The organism is Nonomuraea sp. K271, assembly GCF_009908215.1.
Classification (GTDB): Bacteria; Actinomycetota; Actinomycetes; order Streptosporangiales; family Streptosporangiaceae; genus Nonomuraea; species Nonomuraea longispora.
Genome location: NZ_JAAAHR010000130.1, coordinates 1 through 18874 on the forward strand (window position 1 = coordinate 1; position 18874 = coordinate 18874).

15 protein-coding genes are annotated in these 18874 nt (G+C 70.1%); 1 reads left to right on the forward strand and 14 read right to left on the reverse strand.

The window, feature by feature from the left end; translation table 11 throughout:
• Positions 1-27: 27 nt before the first annotated feature.
• The 3 genes from GUY59_RS33525 to GUY59_RS33535 all read right to left on the reverse strand — a co-directional run bounded on the left by GUY59_RS33525 (position 28) and on the right by GUY59_RS33535 (position 4001).
• Positions 28-996 (reverse strand): ROK family protein, encoded by a 969-nt coding sequence (locus tag GUY59_RS33525; protein ID WP_138204887.1) that lies wholly within the window; start codon positions 994-996, stop codon positions 28-30.
• Between the two features lie 108 nt (positions 997-1104).
• Positions 1105-2145, reverse strand: a complete 1041-nt coding sequence (locus GUY59_RS33530) for a LacI family DNA-binding transcriptional regulator (protein WP_201761647.1) — start codon at positions 2143-2145, stop codon at positions 1105-1107.
• Complete coding sequence (locus GUY59_RS33535) at positions 2142-4001, reverse strand: MBL fold metallo-hydrolase (RefSeq protein WP_201761648.1); 1860 nt, start codon at positions 3999-4001, stop codon at positions 2142-2144. Before GUY59_RS33535 ends, GUY59_RS33530 begins: the two co-directional genes overlap by 4 nt.
• A 32-nt stretch (positions 4002-4033) precedes the next feature.
• Between GUY59_RS33535 and GUY59_RS33540 the strand changes: the two genes are divergently transcribed.
• Positions 4034-5713, forward strand: coding sequence for a beta-N-acetylhexosaminidase family protein (locus tag GUY59_RS33540; protein ID WP_138204885.1), 1680 nt, complete (start codon positions 4034-4036; stop codon positions 5711-5713).
• Between the two features lie 39 nt (positions 5714-5752).
• Here the strand turns inward: GUY59_RS33540 and GUY59_RS33545 are convergent, their stop codons facing one another.
• From GUY59_RS33545 to GUY59_RS33595, 11 genes are all read right to left on the reverse strand, one after another.
• Positions 5753-7267, reverse strand: coding sequence for an FAD-dependent oxidoreductase (locus GUY59_RS33545; RefSeq protein ID WP_138204883.1), 1515 nt, complete (start codon positions 7265-7267; stop codon positions 5753-5755).
• Positions 7264-8976: a hypothetical protein gene (locus tag GUY59_RS33550; RefSeq protein ID WP_138204881.1), complete on the reverse strand. Its 1713-nt coding sequence runs from the start codon at positions 8974-8976 to the stop codon at positions 7264-7266. Before GUY59_RS33550 ends, GUY59_RS33545 begins: the two co-directional genes overlap by 4 nt.
• 3 nt (positions 8977-8979) lie before the next feature.
• Positions 8980-10332, reverse strand: coding sequence for a glycoside hydrolase family 1 protein (locus GUY59_RS33555; RefSeq protein ID WP_138204879.1), 1353 nt, complete (start codon positions 10330-10332; stop codon positions 8980-8982).
• The gene (locus GUY59_RS33560) at positions 10329-11156 is read right to left on the reverse strand and encodes a carbohydrate ABC transporter permease (protein ID WP_201761649.1); all 828 of its coding nucleotides are present in this window, start codon (positions 11154-11156) and stop codon (positions 10329-10331) included. Before GUY59_RS33560 ends, GUY59_RS33555 begins: the two co-directional genes overlap by 4 nt.
• On the reverse strand, positions 11153-12046 hold the full coding sequence (locus GUY59_RS33565) for a carbohydrate ABC transporter permease (RefSeq protein WP_132335747.1): 894 nt from the start codon (positions 12044-12046) through the stop codon (positions 11153-11155). Before GUY59_RS33565 ends, GUY59_RS33560 begins: the two co-directional genes overlap by 4 nt.
• Positions 12047-12092: 46 nt before the next feature.
• Positions 12093-13484 (reverse strand): ABC transporter substrate-binding protein, encoded by a 1392-nt coding sequence (locus tag GUY59_RS33570; protein WP_138204877.1) that lies wholly within the window; start codon positions 13482-13484, stop codon positions 12093-12095.
• A 279-nt stretch (positions 13485-13763) separates the two neighbouring features.
• On the reverse strand, positions 13764-15362 hold the full coding sequence (locus GUY59_RS33575; RefSeq protein WP_138204893.1) for a solute symporter family protein: 1599 nt from the start codon (positions 15360-15362) through the stop codon (positions 13764-13766).
• Between the two features lie 17 nt (positions 15363-15379).
• On the reverse strand, positions 15380-15709 hold the full coding sequence (locus GUY59_RS33580) for a DUF485 domain-containing protein (protein ID WP_138204875.1): 330 nt from the start codon (positions 15707-15709) through the stop codon (positions 15380-15382).
• Between the two features lie 165 nt (positions 15710-15874).
• The gene (locus GUY59_RS33585; RefSeq protein WP_138204873.1) at positions 15875-16711 is read right to left on the reverse strand and encodes a carbohydrate ABC transporter permease; all 837 of its coding nucleotides are present in this window, start codon (positions 16709-16711) and stop codon (positions 15875-15877) included.
• Entirely contained in the window at positions 16708-17616 is a 909-nt protein-coding gene (locus tag GUY59_RS33590; RefSeq protein ID WP_201761651.1) for a carbohydrate ABC transporter permease, read from the reverse strand. Before GUY59_RS33590 ends, GUY59_RS33585 begins: the two co-directional genes overlap by 4 nt.
• Positions 17613-18866 carry an ABC transporter substrate-binding protein gene (locus GUY59_RS33595; protein WP_138204871.1) on the reverse strand — a complete coding sequence of 418 codons (1254 nt, stop codon included), beginning with the start codon at positions 18864-18866 and terminating at the stop codon, positions 17613-17615. Before GUY59_RS33595 ends, GUY59_RS33590 begins: the two co-directional genes overlap by 4 nt.
• Positions 18867-18874 lie beyond the last annotated feature (8 nt).

Sequence of the window (18874 nt, forward strand, 5' to 3'; positions counted from 1 at the left end):
GGGTGGGCGGTGGTCGATGGGGGCAGGTCAGGCATCGATCTTTCCTGAGAGGAGGTCGTGTGCGACGGCGCCGGCCCCGACCACGCACACCCCCGCGCCGAGCTGCGCGAGCTCGATGCGGGCGGCGCGGGCGGCGGGAGGCATGGCGTCCCTGGCGACGGCGGCGGCGACGGGGGCGAGGAGCCGGGCGCCGGAACGGGTGACGCCGCCGCCGAGGACGACGAGTTCCGGTTCGAACGCGTTCACCAGGTCGGTGATCGCGGTGCCGAGCGCCCCTGTGGTCTCGTCCCAGATCTCGGTGGCGAGCACGTCACCGGCGGCCGCCGCGAGGGAGACGTCCTCGGCCGTCGGGAGCTCGATGGCGGACAGGGACGAGGTGCTCCCCGCGGCGATGGCCTCGCGGGCGCGTTCGGCGATGGAGGTGCCGGACGCGTACGCCTCGAGGCAGCCCCGGCGGCCGCAGGAGCAGGCGCGCCCGCCGGGCCGGACCATGACGTGGCCGAGTTCGCCGCCGTTGCCGGCCGCGCCCCGGTGCAGGCGGCCGCCGATGACGGCGCCGCCTCCGACGCCGGTGGACACGGTGAGGTAGAGCATCGTGGACGTGCCGCGGCCCGCGCCGTGGCGGTGTTCGCCCAGGGCGGCGGCCGTGGCATCGTTCTCAAGCGCCGACGGTACGCCGTACGCCTCCGTCGCCATCGCGCCGATGGGGATGTCGATCCACCCGGGCAGGTGCGGCGGGCATTCCAGCACGCCGGCGGCCGCGTCGAGCGGCCCGCCGCAGGAGATGCCGACGGCCGCCACATGGGGCACGCCCGCCTCCGCGATGGCCTTCCTGCCCAGGTCGAAGAGCCTGGACAGCACCCGCCGCGGCCCCTCGTCCCTGAGGGTGGGCGCGAGTTGCCAGCCGTGGATCCGGCCGTCGCCCGTGACGACGCCGGCGGCGAGTTTGGTGCCGCCGATGTCCAGCGACAGAACGGGGGGAAGAGCGTGCTCCATTGGGCCTCCGACGGGAACGCGCGCCGCACGGAGGGCGTGTGACATCGTTCCCACACGGGATCCTAGGACGACCTTTCCCCACGGGTCAACGCGACTTATGCCGAAATGTCAGATCGCGGGGGGTGGCGCGGTGGACTCGCGGCTGATCAGCCTCACGTTGAGGACCGTGGTGACGGAGTCGGCGTCGGGCATCTCGATCCGCTCCGACAACCGGCGTACGGCGGTCGCACCGAGCCCGTAGGTGTTCTGCGAGACGGCGCTGACCGTGGGCGAGACCATGCTCATCCAGGGCGCGTCGTCGAAGGCCACAAGGCTGATGTCGGCGGGCACCCGCAACCCCAGCTCGCCGATCGCCCGCCAGACGCCCTCGGCGAGCACGTTGTTGGCCGCGAAGACGGCCGTGGGCCGGCCGGGCCCGCGCAGCATGTCGAGGGCCCTGCGGCGGGAGTCGGCGACGTCCCAGCCCGACGAGACGACCAGCTCGGGCTCGACCCTGATGTCGCCGGCCGCGAGCGCCTCCAGATAGCCCTGGTAACGCTCGTAGCCGGTGGTCCAGTCGGTCTCGTCGATGAACAGCGCGATCCTGCGGTGGCCCAGCTCGACCAGGTGGGAGGTGGCCGTGCGGGCCCCGACGCGGTTGCCCACCACCACGCCGTCGGTCGAGCCGGCCGCGAACTGCCGGTCGACCTCCACGACCGGGATGCCGTGGGCGCTCAGATAGGTGGAGACGGCCGAGGAGTTGGGCGTCACGACCACGCCGGCCACTCTGAGCGCGACGAGCGCCTCCGCGGCCTCGCTCTCCGCCTCGGCCGACAGGCTCGTGTCGGCCAGGACCATCGTGTAGCCACGCTCGCGGGCCTCCCTGCTCGCCCCCGCGGCCAGCTCCGCGTAGAACGGGTTGCGCAGGTCGCTCACGAGGACGCCGACGGACCTGCTCACCTGCTGTTTGAGGGTGCGGGCCATCACGTCGGGCACGTAGCCGAGCTCGGCCGCCGCCCGCAGCACCCGCTCGCGTACGTCACTGGCCGCGTAGCCGCGGCCGGTCAGCGCCCGGGAGACGGTGGAGCGCGAGACTCCGGCGGCCTCCGCGACGTCCTTGATCGTGGGACGCCGCGAACGACCAGGGGACGGGTGCCGCTCCATGGTCATCGAGTGCCTTCCCCGACCACGTCGACCAGCGCCTCGGCGTGCTGCCCGAGGCGCAGATCGCCGATGGTCACATCGACGGCGAGGCGTACACGGCGCCGCGGCACGGTGTCGGCGCCGAGACGGAGACGCACCTGATCCATACCCCCTCCGTCCAGCCTCAGCGTCGAAGAACCGCTTTCGCGGCGCCAGCCCGGGGGAACGACCGGCTCCACCGTGACCGTCGCCTTGCCCGGCCACGGGTTGCGCACCGTGGCCGTCAGCGTGATCTCGCCCCCGGCGGGGACGCTCGAATAGTAAGGGGTCAGGCGGCACAACACCGTGTCCGCCCCCACGTCGAGCCGGTCGAGCGGGAGCAGGTCGTGGTGGAGGGCGACGAGCTCCTCGCCGCGCTCGGTGAGCATGCGCAGGTAGTCGTCGTCCACCCAGCGGGGCCGCCAGTGGCCGCTGACCATGAGGTCGGGGCGGAGCCGCCGGTAGAGTGCGGCGCTCTTGCGGTAGTCCTCGATCCTGAACCTGTTCTTGTACTGGAAGTTCAGGATCTCCTGGCGTTCGCCCGGGACGCCGTTGCCGTCCTGCTGGTCGCCGGTGACCAGCAGGCGGTGCCCGTCCACCTCGAACTCGTACGCCGCCGCGAACAGCGTGTGCCCCGGCAGGTCGTGCACCGTGATCTCGTACTCGTGCCAGCGCACCGTCTCCCCCAGCCCCAGAACCCGGTCGGCGGGGATGGGGTCGAACCACTGGCAGGGCAGGTCGTGGTGGAGGGGCGTGGCCAGGATCGGGGCGATGTGGGACGGCGCCCAGATCTCGGTGCCCTCGACGTCGCGCAGCAGGGGCATGCCGGCCACGTGGTCGTCGTGGTAGTGGGTGGGCAGCGCCACCTCGACCTCGGTGACGCCGTGCCGCTCGCGCAGCGCGGGCAGCGACGCCAGCCACGGCCGGCGGGCCTCACGCGCGGTGCTGTTCACCAGGCCGGTGCACATGTCGTAGCCGAAGTCGAACACCATGGCCGCGCCCGACTCCGACAGCAGGACATAGCTGTAGGACTGGCTGCTCCTGTTCATCAGCAGGTGCGGGGTGACCTCGATGAACGGCTCTGCCAGCAGCCCGCGCACGTTCCAGGGGTGCGGGCGGCGGAAGTCGACGTAGCGCTGCATCGCCGCGGACAGCCGGCGGAGGGCGTCCGCGGGGTCGGCCATCGGCTCGCCGTGCGAGGGCAGCAGCACGTCGAGCTCCTCCCGCTGGAGCAGCTCGGAGCTGACGACCACCATCGCGGGGCCTTCGTTCTCGGTGTAGGACCACTGGGTGGCGGCCAGCGACCACACCTTCCCCGGGGCGTAGATCAGGTCGCCGGTGAAGGCGGCCCTGGTGCCGCCGGTATCCACGAGGTAGCTGACGGAGCCGGGGGTGTGACCGGGGGTGGGCAGGACGCGGACGTCCACGCCGCCGTAGCGGGCCGTGCGGTACTCGGGCACCACGCCGTCCACCCGCACCGGCTCCAGCAGCGAGAATCGGTCGTCGCGCAGGTCGTAGTCGTTGCTGATGCGCCGCCCCTGCCACATCTCGCCGACCTTCTCGAACAGGTCGCGCTCGACCGGCGGCACGTGCACGGCCACCCCCGCCTCGACCGCTTGGGCCAGGCCTTGTGCCTGGTCGCGGTGGTGGTGTGTCATGAGAACATCGGTGAGCCGGTCGAGGCCGAGCTCCTCCAGGAGGTCAAGCACCCGGCCGGAGCCGAAGTCGATGGCGATCCCGGTGCGTTCCGTCCCCGGCTGGGCGGGAGCCGCGATGACATAGACGTGGCAGGTGTCCAAAATCCGGAACACCCCGGGCAAAACTTCGGTCACATCCTCACTCACGGGGCGTGAGTCTATCCGGTATCGTTCCCACAATGCATGCCCTGGACTGGATCGTCCCCTTTCCGAGAACGCTCACGACCGGCCGCTCGCACGTGGACCTCAGCGGATGCCGCATCCAGCCGGGCTCCGCACCCTCCACTGCCACCGCCACCGCCGCTTTGCGCGCCCTCGAACCGGCGGACGCGCCCGCGGGAGGGTCGGGTGAGCCGGTGACGGTGGAGGTCCGGGTCGACGCCGGGGCGGGGCTGCCGCCGGAGGGCTACACGCTGAGCGCCGCCCGCGACCGCGTGCTGATCGTGGGCGCGGACCCCGCGGGCGCGTTCTACGGCGCGCAGACCCTGCTGGCCCTCGCCGGGCCCCCGTGGTCGTCGTGCCCGGAGCATCGGGTGTGCGTGCCGGAGGCCGAGATCCGCGACTGGCCCGACCTGCCGCTCCGGGGCACCATCGAGGGTTTCTACGGCACCCCGTGGACCCACGCCGACCGCATGGAACACCTGCGCTTCTCCGGCAGGCACAAGCTCAACGCCTACGTCTACGCCCCCAAGGACGACCCGTTCCACCGGGAGCGGTGGCGGGAGCCGTACCCGGAGGGGGAACTGGCGAGGCTGGCCGAGCTGGTGACGGAGGCGGCGGCGCGGCACGTCAGGTTCGTGTTCGCGCTGAGCCCCGGCCTGTCCATGGTCTACGGCGACGCCGGCGAGCGGGCGGCGCTGCGCGCGAAGGCCGAGCAGGTGTGGGAGGCGGGGGTCAGGGAGTTCGCGCTGCTGTTCGACGACATCCCGCCCGAGCTGCAGCATGAGCCCGACAAGCAGGAGTTCGGCACGGAGGAGGGGGCGAGCGCGAGCGCCCACGCGGCCGTCTGCCGCGACTTCGCCGAGAAGTTCCTCGCCGTACGCGGGGCCGACCGGCCGCTGACCATGGTGCCCACCGACTACGCGGGCACCGCGAGGACGGCCTACCGCGACCGGCTCGCCGCCGAGCTGCCAACGGACGTGCTGGTCTGGTGGACCGGGCCCGACATCGTGGTGGGCGAGATCTCCGCGCGGGACATGACAGCCGCCGCGGCCTCCTACGGGCACCGGATCGCCCTGTGGGACAACTTCCCCGTCAACGACTTCGACTTCGACCGGGTCTTCCTGGGCCCGCTGACCGGCCGGGCGACGGAGCTGGACGGCGTCGCGCTCGAGGGCATCACGGCCAACCCGATGGTGGAGGCGGCGGCGTCGCGGATCGCGCTGACGACCGTGGCCGACTATGCCTGGCATCCGGCGGCCTACGATCCGGCCCGGTCGCACGAGCGGGCCGTGCGGCTGCTGCCGGGCGCCGCGGAGCTGCTGCCGCTGGTGGAGGCGTGCTCGTCCTGGCCGCCCGGCGCCGACCAGAGCCCGGGACTCACCTCGTTGTGCGCGACCGCGCTGAAGGGCGAGCCCTCGGAACGACTGCGCGCCGAGCTGACCCGGCTGGCCGGGCTGCCGCTGGACGTGCCGGGACCGATCGCCGCCGAGCTGGCCCGTTGGGTGGCGGCCGCCAAGGACATGGCCGTGGCGGGCCTGGCAGCCCTCGACCTGCTCGACGCCGGCCCGGACGCCCGTCCCGCCCGCGCACCCGCCGTGGCGCGGGCGCTGGCCAGGGCCGAGGAGCACAAGGCGAACGTCCTGCGCCGCGTGGTCCCGCCGTTCGTCCGCGCCGCCCTGGAACAGGCCGGCCCCTGACCGCCCCTGACCGCCCGCGCCGCGGCGCGGGCGGGGTCGTCACAGGGCGAGCACCTGGCCGGCGGCGGACAGCTCCTCCTGGAGGGCGGTGACGTCGATGTCCTGCACGGCCTTGCCGCTCTCGGCCGCCCGCACCGCGGCGAGCCCGGCGGCGTGGCCGAGCATCTGGTACTGGACCTCCATCCGGATGGAGGAGAACGCCACGTGCGAGGCCGACACGCACACCGGCACCACGAGGTTGGCGCATTCCACGCGCCGCGGCACGATCGCCGCGTACGGGATCTGGTAGGGGGCGACCCCCACCGACAGGTAGCCCTCGGTGACGACCATCGGCACCGGGTCGGGGTGCTCGTACACCCACCGCCAGGTCCGCTGCACCTCGCGGATGTCGAGGTGGTACGACCCCATAGCGATGACGTCGGCCTGCGGGCGGCTCTGGACGAGGTCGTGTTCCGTCAGGTGCCTGTCCCCCAGCATGCGCCGCGCCTCGCGCACGTACAGCTGGTGGGGCAGGTGACCGGTGTCGGCGAACTCGTCGGGCGGCAGTCCCCAGCGCCCCAGCTCGGCCCGCACGCTCGCGGGCACCTCGGGATCGTGGGAGAGGAAGTACAGCAGGTCCTGGGCGTGGTGCAGGTGGTGCAGCCGGATGCGTTCGCGCTCGTCGGGGCCGGCGCCGGGGTAGTCCCAGGCGGAGCGGTCGAGCACGCTGAGGGAGAACGGCCCGAGCGAGTTGCCGTCGCACTTGCCGTTCGGGAGGTTCGGCGCCAGTCCGACGAGACGTCCGGCGCGGGGCTCGACGCCCTGCTCGCGCCAGTGCCGGAACAACCGCCGTCCGAGCTCCCAGTGCTCCTCGTCGTAGCCGGGCCGGCGCTCGATCGGGATGCGGTCGGGCGCGCTGGTCAGGCAGACGCGGTAGCCGTACGACATGACGCCGCCGTCGCCCTCGCCCACCTCGGCCATGGGCCCGTCGGCGACCTGCGGCAGGAGCGTGCCGTCGGCGCGGAACGGCGAGATCCACGGCGGGAAGTTGTGCATGCCGGGCACGACCTCGCGACGCCCTGCGAAGGTCTCCCCGTGCAGGGTGCGGTCCTCCCTGCCCACCCGGTACGACACGCCTGCGGCGGCCATCAGGTCGCCCTCGTAACCGGCGTCCACGAAGGCGCCGGCGGTGTAGTCGCCCTGAGGGGTGACGACGGAGAGGATCCGTTCACCCGAGGTGACCACCGTGCGGAGCGGGGCGTCGTACACGACCTCCACGCCGGCGCTTTCCAGCCACGACACGAAGATCGCCTCGGCGACGTGCGGCTCGGGACCCGCGTAGTGGCCGGGCTCGACGCCGTAGGCGGCGGCGACGGCCCGGCGGAACTCGGCGGCCATCCCGCCGAGCACGCGCGAATCGCCGATGTCGGTGTAGCCGAGCCCGCCTGAGGTCATGCCGCCGACGTGCCTGCCGGGTTCGAGCAGCACGGTGTCGAGGCCGCGGCGGGCGGCCGCGACGGCGGCGCACACGCCCGCGGACGTCGCGCCGTACACGATCACCTCGGCCTGCCTCATCGCCGCCACCACTTCGCCACCTGGCGCAGGTCATCGCCGGTGATCCGCTCGCCGGTGTTGTCGATGGACTCGACGTAGTACAGGGCGGGCACGCCGAGCGAGGGCTGCTCCCGCGCGTACGCGAGCCAGTCGGCCCTGCTGGGCATGGGCCACTGGTCGGTGTCGACGAGGTGCTCCGGCATGGCGTGCGCGGCCACCGCGTGGCGGAAGCGGAGCTGGTCGACGGCGGGCACGGGCTCGCCGCGGGCGTCGAGTTCCAGCACGTCGTTGAGCCTGATCATGTCGGTGACGTCCCCGAACGCGGGGTGCGGGGTGTGGGTGATCATGAGGGCGTCGGGTTTGACGCGTTTGGCGGCGGCGTACATGGTGGCGAGCAGCTCGTGCAGGAGAGAGAACCCCCACGTGGAGCCGTACGCCTTGAGGTGCGACCCGCTGGGGAACCACTGCGTAAAGTCGATCTTGAACCCGTCGGCGTCGAGGTCGCCGAGCAGCCGCCGCATGATCTCGCCGACCCTGCGCCGGTAGGCGGGGTTCGACGGGTCGGCGGCCACGGCGCGGCCCGCGGCGTCGGTCACGCACTCCCCGGCGGGCAGCCCGTCGGGCGACCACGCGCGCCACCACAACAGCACCCGCTGCCCGCGCGCGTGCCGGCCGGCGATCCATTCGCGCAGTCCGGGCCATTTGGCGGGGTCGGGCTCCTGGTTGCCGTAGGTGAGCTGCCACCGGTCGTCGATGACGACGGTGGCGGGCACGACGCCGTGCTCCTCCAGCCTGGCCAGCCACTCGTCGTAGAGGTCCTGCCGGGACAGCTCGACCGGGGAGCGGCCGGCGGCCCGCGCGCACTGGGCGCCCCAGCCGCAGAAGATGGTCCCGCTCCACCAGTCGTGCCGCTCCGCGACCGGGCCCCGGGGGGCCAGGCCGTGCTCCACGAGGTCCTCCCGGTGATGGGAGACGGCCTCCCAGGGGGACGACGCCGCCCGGAAGATCACGACCGGCGACGTCCACGCACCGCTCACCGCCGTCTGGCACTCGTAGTCGAAGTGCAGCAGCGCGCCGCCGTCGAGGGGTTCGTACCGGAGCTCGGTGAAGGTCAGGTCCGCGATCCCGGCGCGGACCGACGCGCCGAGCCAGGGGCCTTCCGGTACGGAGGTCGCGCCTCCGTCAAGCTCCCCCTTGCCGAAGGCGAGGGCCAGCGGCGGCGGCGAGAAGACGGCGTGCAGGCGGCCCGGCGAGGCGTCGCCGATCACGGTGAGGGCGAGCGGCGCCGACACCGGCCGCACCACGTGCACGGGGTGCGTGGGCGTGGGGTTGAAGACGCCGCGCGCGTGCACCGCCGAGCGGAACGTGCCGGCCGCGCGGGTGTTGAGCACGGCCCGCCCGCCGAGCAGCGTCACGTCGCTGATGACGCCGTCGCCCTCGACCCGCACCTCCAGCGCGATCGTCTCGGGCGTGCAGGTGAGCCGGACGGTCTTGGCCTCCCACGCGGTGGAGCGCTGCGGGAAGTCGAAGACCGCCACGTCGCCGCGCTCGGCGAGCACGGGCGGCAGGGTCTCGTACGTCTCGTCGCGGTCGCTTCTGGTGGCGACGGAGGCGATGAGACTGAGCGTCATCCAGCCTTCCAGCTCGGCGCTGGGGTCGGTGCGCGAGACGGTCAGCCGGTAGTGCCCGCTGTCCAGGTGGTAGGCGGTGTCCGTGGTGGTGATCCGCATGGTCTAGCCGTAAGCCTCGATCCTGGGCAGGGCGGGGGCGGCGCCGCCCCCGGCGATGAGCCGGGCGTAGTAGCGCCCGGAGTCCTTGATCGTCCGGGCGCCCGTCGCGTGGTCGACGTGGACGAGCCCGAACCTGGGCCGGTAGCCCAGCGCCCACTCGAAGTTGTCCATGAGCGACCAGTGGAGGTAGCCGCGCACGTCGGCGCCCGCGTCGATGGCCTCGCCGACGGCCGCGACGTGGTCGCGCAGAAAGGCGATCCTGCGCTCGTCGTGGACCTGGCCGTCGTGGGAGGGCGTGTCGCCGAAGACACCGCCGTTCTCTGTGATCATCAGTGGCGTGCCGGGGAAGCGGCGGCTCAGGCCGATCAGCAGGTCGCGCAGCGCGCCCGCGTTGATCTCCCAGCCTTCGTCGGTCCGTGCCACGTCGCCGCTGGGTCCGACGACCCGCCAGGGGAACGGGCCCGGCGGAGCCGCCGCCATGACGCGCCTGGTGTAGTAGTTGACTCCGAGGAAGTCGCTGCGCCCGCCGATGGCGGCCTCGTCGCCGTCCTGGATGAAGTCCAGGCCGTGGCCGAGCGCCCGCTCCCAGTGCCCGCGCATGTCGGCGGGATAGCCGCCGGCGAGCAGCGGGTCGAGGTACCACCGGTTGACGTAGCCGTCGGAGCCGGTGGCGGCGGCCCGGTCGGCCTCGCTGCCGGTGGCCGGGTCGCAGGGGAAGAGGCTGAGCGTCGAGCCGGCCAGCACGCCGGGATGGGCGTGCAGCACGTCGGCCGCCGCGCCGTGGCCGAGCAGTACGTGGTGCCCGGCCTTGACGGCCGTGCCGGGGTCGGCGACGCCGGGGGCGTGCAGCCCGAGCTGGTAGCCGAGCAGCGCGATGATCCACGGCTCGTTCTGCGTGATCCACCAGGTGACGCGGTCGGCCAGCCGCCCGGCGCCCGCCTCGGTGTAGGCGGCGAAGGCGGACACGGTGGCCCGCTCGGCCCAGCCGCCGGTCAGCGCGGAGGGCATGTCCCAGTGGTTGAGCGTGAGCACGGGCTCGGCCCCGGCGTCGAGCAGCGCGTCGGCGAAGCGCTCGTAGTGGTCGAGCGCCTTGGGGTCGGGGTGCGCGCCGTCGGGCATGACCCGCGACCAGCCGGTGGAGAACCGGTAGGCGCGCAGCCCGAGCTCCTTGACCAGCTCGACGTCCTCACGCCAGCGCACGTAGGAGTCGCACGCCCGGGAGCCGTCGCCGCCGCCCTCGACGGCGCCGGGCCGGCGGCAGAACACGTCCCACACCGACTCGCCCCTGCCGTGGTGGCCCTCGATCTGGTACGCGGACGTGCCCGCGCCCCACAGGAATCCGTCGGGGAAGCTCATCCCTTGCTCCCGGTGGTCGCGATGCCCTTGACGAAGTGCTTCTGGCCGAGGAAGAACAGAATGATCATCGGGATGGTGGTGATCACGCTGGCCGTCATGACGATCTCCCAGTGCCACTCGCCGCCGAACCCGAACTGGTCGAGCAGCGCCTTCAGCCCGCGCGGCACGGTGAACGTGCTGGAGTCGCGCAGGTAGATGAGCGGCCTCATCAGGTCGGTCCACGCCGCCTGGAACTCGAACAGCAGCGTCACCACGACCGCCGGCTTGCACAGCGGCAGGGCGACCCGGGTGAAGATCTGCCAGTTGTTCGCGCCGTCGATCTTCGCCGCCTCGAACGGCTCGCGCGGCAGCCCGAGGAAGAACTGGCGCAGCAGGAAGATGTAGAAGGCGCTGCCGAACAGGTTCTGGGCCCACAGCGGGGTCAGCGTGCCCACCATGCCGAGCGAGTTCCAGATGAGGAACACCGGGATCATGGTGACCGCGCCCGGCAACATCATGGTGCCGAGCACGACGCTGAACAGCGCGCCCCTGCCGGGGAAGCGGAAGTAGGCGAAGCCCCACGCCACCATCGCGCTCGTGACCGTCACGGCGACCGCCGCGAGCACGGTCACGAACAGCGTGTTCACCATCCACAGGGCCAGCGGCGCCTCCTGCCAGACCTGGATGTAGTTGTCGAAGGTGAACGTCTCCGGGATCAGCCGGTGGTCGAACACCTCGCTGCGCGGCTTGAAGGAGGCGCTGAGCAGCCAGACGAACGGGTAGATGAACGCGATGGCGAACGCGCTCAGCGCGGTCCAGGTCAGGATCAGCCGGGCGCGCCTCACGGGTTCCCCCCTTCGTAGTGGACGAACCGCCTGGTCACCAGGATCTGCACGATCGTGATCGCCATGATCACGACGAACAGCAGCCAGGCCAGGGCCGAGGCGTAGCCCATGTGCAGGAACTCGAACGCCTGCTGGAACAGGTAGATGGCGTAGAAAAGCGCGGCGTCGTTGCTGTAGGTGGTGTTGCCCGAGCCGAAGAAGGCGGTGTACGCCTCCGTGAACGACTGCAGGGCGTTGATGCTGTCCACGATGAACAGGAAGAACAGCGTGGGGCTGATCATCGGCACGGTGATCCGCAGCGTGCGCCTCCACCAGCCGGCACCGTCGACGACGGCGGAGTCGTACAGCTCCTGGGGGACGCCGCGCAGCGCGGCCAGGATGATGACCACGGACGCGCCGACGGTCCACAGGCTCATCAGCACCAGGCCGGGCTTGACCCAGTTGGGGTCGGTCGTCCAGGCGGGGCCGTCGATGCCGAAGATGCCGAGGAAGCCGTTGATGAGGCCGCTCTGCCCGTTGAACAACATCAGCAGCAGGATGCCCACGGCGACCGGCGGCGTCATCTTGGGCAGGAAGAAGGCCGTGCGGAAGAAGCCGGTCGCCTTCGTGGCGCTGTTGAGCAGCAGTGCCAGGCCCAGGGAGACGACCAGCTGGGCCGGGACCGACATCACCATGAAGATGAACGTGTTCTTCAGCGCCAGGCCGACCTTGGGATCCTCGAACAGGGTCCGGTAGTTCTCGAGCCCGACGAACGACGGGTCATTGATCACGTCGTAGTCGGTCAGCGACAGGTAGGCGCTGTTGATGACGGGCCACGCGGTGAAGATCAGGAAGCCGAGGATCCAGGGGCTGATGAACAGCAGCGCCGCCCTGGTCTCGACGAACCGCATGGACCTCCGGAACAGGGGCCGGGAGTGGGATGGGGAGCGGGGCATCTCAGTTCGTACGCTTCGTCCAGCCGGCCCATGCCTCGTCGAGCGCCTTCTGGGCGTCCTGCTGGGCCTTGTCGAGTGCGGCCTTCGGCTCGTCCTGGCCGTTGAGCACCCGGTTCACGGCGCCCTGCCAGGCGTCCTTGAACTCCTTGTCGGCCGGGTTGGCGGGAAGGCTGAAGGTGTTCGCGTTGGCCTCGTACATGGCCTTGACGCCGGCGTCCCAGGTCGCGCCGCCCGAGGTGAGCATCTTCTCGATCTCCGTGTCGGCCTTGACGTTGCCGGTGAGCACGCCGGTGAACGGCTTGCCGTCGGCCTTGCGCTCGTCCAGGCGGGCCTGGGCGGCGGCCTTCCAGGTGTCGACGAGCGTCATGGTCTTGGCGAAGCGGCAGGCGGCGCCGGGGTTCTTGGAGCCTTTGGGGATGGCCCAGGACGAGCCGGACGAGTACGCCAGGGGCTTGCCCTGAGGGGTGCGGAAGGTGTCGAAGACCAGGGGCGCCTTGGGCGAGACGTCGTTGAGGACGTTGACATACCACTGCTCCATCGGCATGGCGCCCAGCTCGTTCTTGGCGAACTGGTTGCCCTTGCCGAAGAAGTCGGCGGAGTCGCGCACGGCCTTGACCTTGGCGAAGCCGCCCTGCGCGGTGTAGATGCCGACGGCGAACTCCAGCGCCTGGACCACGGCGGGGCTGTTGAGCTGGGCCTTCTTGCCGTCGGCCGACAGCAGGTCGGCGCCGTTGGCCTTGGCCCACAGCGGCAGGAACTCCGGCAGCTTGCTGTCGTAGCCGATCACCTTGAGCTTGCCGCCCGGGGCCTTGAACAGTTTCTTGGCCGCGTCGGTGACCTTGCTCCAGTCGGAGCCGTTGACGTCCTCGATCGTCAGCCCGGCCGACTTGAGCAGGTCGCCGTTGGCCATGGTGATCTGGACCTGGTTGAACTCGGGGATGGCCCAGATCTGCTCGCCGAACGTCACCTGGCCGAGCGCGTTCTTGTTGTACATCGAGGTGTCGATCGACTCGCCCTTGATGCACTCGGTCAGCGGCATGATCGCGCCGCGTGAGGCGAACGTGCCGATCTGGTCCCGGTTGGCGTAGATGATGTCCGGCGGGTCGCCGGCGGCGACCGCGGACAGGAACTGCTGGATGTCGAGGTCGCCCTCGATCAGCTTGATCTTCGCGCCGCCGAGGGCCTTCTCGGCCAGGTCGACGCGGGTCGTCCCGATCTCGTCGGTCGCGCCGAAGCCCATCACGGAGATGGAGCCGCTGAAGGTGGCACCGGGGTCGAACTGGCCGGCCGACGGGGTCGCCGCGGCTCCGCCACCGGTGCCCTTGGCACACGAGGTGAGGGCCAGCGCCAGCGACACGGACAGGACGGACCAGCGGACGAGGGGGGATCTCATGGGGTTTCGCCTCCACACTGAACAAGCGGGGCATCAGGCATGCTGATGACGGCCACGTGGCGCCAGGCCAGTGTGGCAACGTTCACACATCTGAGAACGTACCCATATCGCCGAAAAGGCGTCAACCACTCAGATCACTGCGTTTCAGTGTCGTAACAACGAACATCGGTGTGGGGACGCCCGCCCAAAGGCCGCAAACCCCTATGAGACAGCCCGAGACAGCCCGAGACAGTACAAAGGGCCCGGTCTGGCAAGGCCGGGCCCTCGGGGAGAAAAGTGTCAGTGCTTGACGGCCTTCTCCGAGCCGACGCCGGTGAGGGAGCGGACCTCGATCTCGGCGTACTTGGCGGCGTTGTACTCCTTGCTCATGATCGTGCCGATCCAGCCGCAGAGGAAGCCGATCGGGATCGACAGGATGCCCGGGTTGCTCAGCGGGAACCAGGCGAAGTCGGCGTCCTTGAACAGCGCCGCCTCGCTTCCGGAGACCACCGGCGAGAAGATCACCAGCAGCAGGGCGGAGAGCAGGCCGCCGTAGATCGCGCTGACCGCGCCGGAGGTGTTGAACCTCTTCCAGAACAGGCTGTAGAGGATCGCCGGCAGGTTGCCCGAGGCGGCGACGGCGAACGCCAGCGCCACCAGGAAGGCGACGTTCTGGCTCTGCGCCAGGATGCTCAGGCCGATGGCGATGGCGCCGATCACCAGCGCGGAGATCCTGGCCACCACGACCTCCTGCCGCTCGCTGGCCTGGCCGCGCCGGAAGACGTGCGCATACAGGTCGTGGGCGAAGCTGGAGGAGGAGGCGAGTGTGAGGCCGGCCACCACCGCCAGGATCGTGGCGAAGGCGACGGCGCCGATGAACGCCAGCAGGATCGTGCCGCCCACCGGGCCGAAGATCTCCTCACCGATCCGCAACGCGAGCAGCGGCGCCGCCGTGTTGCCTCCCGGGTCACCGGCGACGATCTCCTCACGGCCGACCAGGGCCGCGGCGCCGAAGCCGAGCACCAGCGTGAGCAGGTAGAACACGCCGATGATGCCGATGCCCCACAGCACGGACTTGCGGGCGTCCTTGGCGGTGGGGACGGTGTAGAAACGGATGAGGATGTGCGGCAGGCCCGCCGTGCCGAGCACCAGGGCGAGGCCGAGGCTGATCAGGTCGATCTTGCCCGCGATGCCCTGCGCCTCGGTGCCGTACTTCAGGCCCGGGACGAGGAAGCTGCCGGTGTTGCCCGACGGCCCGCTCGTGGCCGCCGCCTGGCTCAGCAGCGCCGACAGGTTGAAGCCGAACTTGCTCAGCACCAGCACCGTCACCAGGGCGGCGCCGGTCATCAGCAGCACGGCCTTGACGATCTGCACCCAGGTGGTGCCCTTCATGCCGCCGAACACGACGTACACGATCATCAGCGCGCCCACGCCGACGATCGTCCACAACTTGCCCGCCTCCGACTCGATGCCGAGCAGCAGGCCGACCAGCGCGCCCGCGCCGACCATCTGGGCCAGCAGGTAGAAGATGCTGACGACGATCGTCGACGCCCCGGCGGCGGTGCGCACCGGGCGCGGGCTCATCCGGAAGGCGAGCACGTCGGCCATGGTGAACTTGCCGGAGTTCCGCATCAGCTCGGCCACCAGCAGCAGCGCGACCAGCCACGCCACCAGGAAGCCGATGGAGTACAGGAACCCGTCGTAACCTGACAGGGCGATGATGCCGGCGATGCCGAGGAAGGAGGCGGCCGACATGTAGTCGCCGCCGATCGCCAGGCCGTTCTGCGCGCCGCTGAAGGACCGGCCGCCCGCGTAGTAGTCGGCGGCCGTCTTGGTCTGCCGGCTGGCCCAGACGGTGATCCCCAGCGTCGCGGCGACGAACGTGAGGAAGAGGATCATCCCCAAGGTTGTCGAGCTCACTTGGTCTTCTCCTCAACCTCGTGACGGAGCTTGTCGGCGATCGGGTCGAGCGCCTTCTCCGCGTGCCTGGAGTACGCCCACGCGATGAGGAAGGTGGAGACGAACTGCAGCAGGCCCAGAATGAGACCCACGTTGATGTCGCCCCACACCTTGATTCCCATGAAGTCGCGCGCCCATCCCGACAGCACCACGTACAGCAGGTACCACGCGAGGAACGCGACGGTCATGGGGAAGGTCCAGCGGCGGAATCGCCTCTTCAGATCCTGGAACTCACTGCTCCCCTGCACTTTTTCATAGACCGATGCGTCATGTTCTTGAGTCGTCACGAGCCCTCCACTGTGATGCGGATCACGCCCAACGTAAGAGCGCAACCTACCGGTCGTGGAGATCTACGGCCGAGTTGTTCGGCGAGCCGCCGCCGCTCGGCGCTTAGTTGGGACTGTCCTGCGGTGAAAGGTCTGTATGACGCGGTGAGCGGTCGGCTTTCCCTTTCACCCCTTTACGGCCCCAGCGGTGAGCCCTTCGACGATGTAGCGCCGGATCGCGGCGAAGAGCACCAGCGTGGGCACCACCGAGATCACCGTGGCGGCCGCCATCGAGCCCCAGTCGATGTCGTACTGGGTGATGAAGGAGTTCATGGCGACCGGGATGGTCTTGGCGTCCTCGCTGTCGATGAAGGTGATCGCCAGGAACAACTCGTTCCAGCACTGCACGAACGCGAAGATGAACGTGGCCGCGATGCCCGGCAGCATGACCGGGATCACCACCCGGACCATCGCCACCAACCGCGAGGCGCCGTCGACCTGCGCGGCCTCCTCCAGCGCGACCGGCACCCGCTCGTAGAAGCCGCGCATGATGATCGTGGCGAACGGCACCAGCATCGCGACGTACACCAGCATGAGCCCGGCCAGCCGGTTGAGCAGGTCGAGGTCCGACATGAGCAGGTAGAGCGGCCCGAGCGCGATGAACAGCGGGATCATCTGGGTGACCAGGAAGGCGAGCATCACCGCTCCCCTGCCGGGAAAGGCGAAGCGGGCCAGCGTGTAGCCGCCCAGCACGCCTATGGAGGTCACCACCCCGGCCGCGACCAGGGAGACGATCAGGCTGTTGCCCAGGTAGACGCCGAAGTCGGCGAAGGAGAACAGCTCCTCGTAGTGCTCGAACGTCACCTCGCCCGGCCAGTACTTCAGCGGCATCGAGAAGATCTCGGACTTGGGCTTCAGCGAGGTGACGAGGATCCAGTAGAGCGGGAAAAGCGTGACCAGCAGCCAGGCGCCCAGCACCACAGCCTTCACCGCGGTCGCGACGTGTCTCATCGTGCCGTTCATCGGGCCTTCTCGAATCGGGTGGCGTTCAGGTAGAAGACGCTGAAGGCGAGCAGCAGGCCGAGCACGAGCAGGCCGACCGCGCCCGCGCGGCCGTAGTCGCCCCCGATGACCTGCTGGATGAGGAAGGTCGTGATGATGTCGGTGCTGCCCGCGGGGCCGCCGCCCGTCATCGAGTAGATGAGGTCGGGGAAGTTCAGGATCCAGATGATGCGCAGCAGCACGATCAGCGCCAGCGTGGGCCGGATGTGCGGCAGCGTCACGTGCCAGAACTGCCGCATGCGGGAGGCGCCGTCCACGGACGCCGCCTCGTAGAGGTCACGAGGCACCGACTGCAGCGCGGCCATGATCATGATGGCGAAGAACGTGACGCCGTACCAGATGTTTGCCACGATCACCGAGGTCATCGCCCAGCCGGGGGTGGCGAGGAAGCCGATGCGCTCGTCGATGACGCCCGCCTTCAGCAGCAGGTCGTTGATCACGCCGAACTGGCCGTTGAACATCCACCGCCACAGCAGCCCGATGAGAAAACCCGACATGGCCCACGGGAAGAACACCCACGCCTGGTAGAGGCCGCGACCGCGGAAGTGCCTGCGCAACAGCAGCGCGAGCCCGAAGCCGAGGAAGAACTGGAAGAACAGCGACACGACGACCCACGTGCCGGTGTTGCGCAGCGCCGTCCAGAACCGGTCCTCGGCCAGCACGGCCCTGAAGTTCTCGAACCCGGTGAACGGCGTCGAGGTCAGGTCGAACAGGTTGTAGCGCTGGAAGGCGATCACCGCGCCGCGGATCATCGGATAGTACGTGAACAGCGCCACGAAGACCGCGCCGGGCAGCAGGCACAGCAGGATGAAGCGTGCCCTGCGGAGCGTGAAGGCGCGGCCCGCGGGGGTGCGTGCCGTGCTCAAGAGACCTTCTTCGCCTGGTCCGTCCAGAAGGCGTCCCACGATTCGAGCACCTCGGCGACGGTCTTCTTGCCGGTGATCAGCGCCTGGATGTCACGGTCGGAGTCGACGGTGAACTGGCTCCAGCCCGGATAGTCCACCGGCCTGATCGTGATCACCTGCTTGGGATCCTCCTGCGCCTCGAGGTACGCCTTCCACGCGCCCTGCGAGAACTGCGGGTCGTTCTGGGCCTGCTTGGAGATCGGGATGAGCGAGTTGCCCTTGGCGAAGGCGATGCTCTGCTCGGCCTCCGACAGGAACTGCACCAGCTTGACCGCCTCCTTCGGGTGCTCGCTGAAGGAGGTCGCGCCCCATCCGGCGTAGCCGACGGGCTGGAAGGCGTAGCCGGTGGGCCCCTTCGGAATGGGAGCGGTGGACCAGGACGTGACGCCGCTCTCCTCCACCGACTTGATCACTTCGGGGTCCTGGATGAGCATGCCGGTGACGCCCGAGGTGAAGCCCTGCACCATCTCGGGGAAGCCCCACGACACCGAGTCGGGCGGCGAGGTCTCCTTGAAGATCTTGACGAAGAGCTCCAGGGCCTCGGCCGCCTCGGGGGTGGAGAAGATCGTGCTCTTGTCCTTCAGGAAGAAGGACTTCTCGGGGTCGAGCTTGTCGCCGTTGTACGCACTGATCATCATGACCGCGTAGTCGGCGCCGCCCTTGCCGCCCCTGAACGAGTAGCCGAACCGGTCGCCCGTGGTCATCTTCTTGCCGGCCTCGTAGAGCTCCTGCCAGGTGGCCGGCGGCCGGCTCATGCCCCAGTCCGTGCGGTAGAACAGCGTGCGCTGGTAGAACCCGTACGGGATGAGGTAGGGCTTGCCGCCGACCTCGACGGCCTTCTTCTGGGCCAGCTCGGTCAGGTCGGACCAGCCGGCCCAGCCGGTGGTGGGCAGTTCGGCCAGCCAGCCGTTGTTGGAGAACGACTTGGCCGTGTGGTCGCGCACCTCCAGCACGTCGAGGTCCTTCCTGGTCTGCAGGATCTGCAGGATCTTCTGGTCGGCGCTGTCGAGCGGGGGCGAGATCAGCTCGACCTCGATGCCGGGGTTCGCCTCCTCGAAGTCGGCGATCAGCTTCTTGATGAGTTTCGTACGGTCGGGGCTGGTCAGGCTCTCGATCATGCGCAGGCGTACCTCTCCCGAGGACGAGCCCGAGCCGCAGCCCGCGAGCACCAGCGTGACGGCGACCGCGGTCGCCAGAAGGGGGGTTTTCATGGCAGTTC

Excerpts from the sequence above, each read along its gene's own strand:
- GUY59_RS33595 (WP_138204871.1), bottom strand. The coding sequence starts at position 18,866 with ATGAAAACCCCCCTTCTGGCGACCGCGGTCGCCGTCACGCTGGTGCTC.
- GUY59_RS33540 (WP_138204885.1), top strand. The coding sequence starts at position 4,034 with ATGCATGCCCTGGACTGGATCGTCCCCTTTCCGAGAACGCTCACGACC.
- GUY59_RS33575 (WP_138204893.1), bottom strand. The coding sequence starts at position 15,362 with ATGATCCTCTTCCTCACGTTCGTCGCCGCGACGCTGGGGATCACCGTC.
- GUY59_RS33530 (WP_201761647.1), bottom strand. The coding sequence starts at position 2,145 with ATGACCATGGAGCGGCACCCGTCCCCTGGTCGTTCGCGGCGTCCCACG.
- GUY59_RS33585 (WP_138204873.1), bottom strand. The coding sequence starts at position 16,711 with ATGAACGGCACGATGAGACACGTCGCGACCGCGGTGAAGGCTGTGGTG.
- GUY59_RS33555 (WP_138204879.1), bottom strand. The coding sequence starts at position 10,332 with ATGAGCTTCCCCGACGGATTCCTGTGGGGCGCGGGCACGTCCGCGTAC.
- GUY59_RS33565 (WP_132335747.1), bottom strand. The coding sequence starts at position 12,046 with ATGCGGTTCGTCGAGACCAGGGCGGCGCTGCTGTTCATCAGCCCCTGG.
- GUY59_RS33525 (WP_138204887.1), bottom strand. The coding sequence starts at position 996 with ATGGAGCACGCTCTTCCCCCCGTTCTGTCGCTGGACATCGGCGGCACC.
- GUY59_RS33545 (WP_138204883.1), bottom strand. The coding sequence starts at position 7,267 with ATGAGGCAGGCCGAGGTGATCGTGTACGGCGCGACGTCCGCGGGCGTG.
- GUY59_RS33550 (WP_138204881.1), bottom strand. The coding sequence starts at position 8,976 with ATGCGGATCACCACCACGGACACCGCCTACCACCTGGACAGCGGGCAC.
- GUY59_RS33570 (WP_138204877.1), bottom strand. The coding sequence starts at position 13,484 with ATGAGATCCCCCCTCGTCCGCTGGTCCGTCCTGTCCGTGTCGCTGGCG.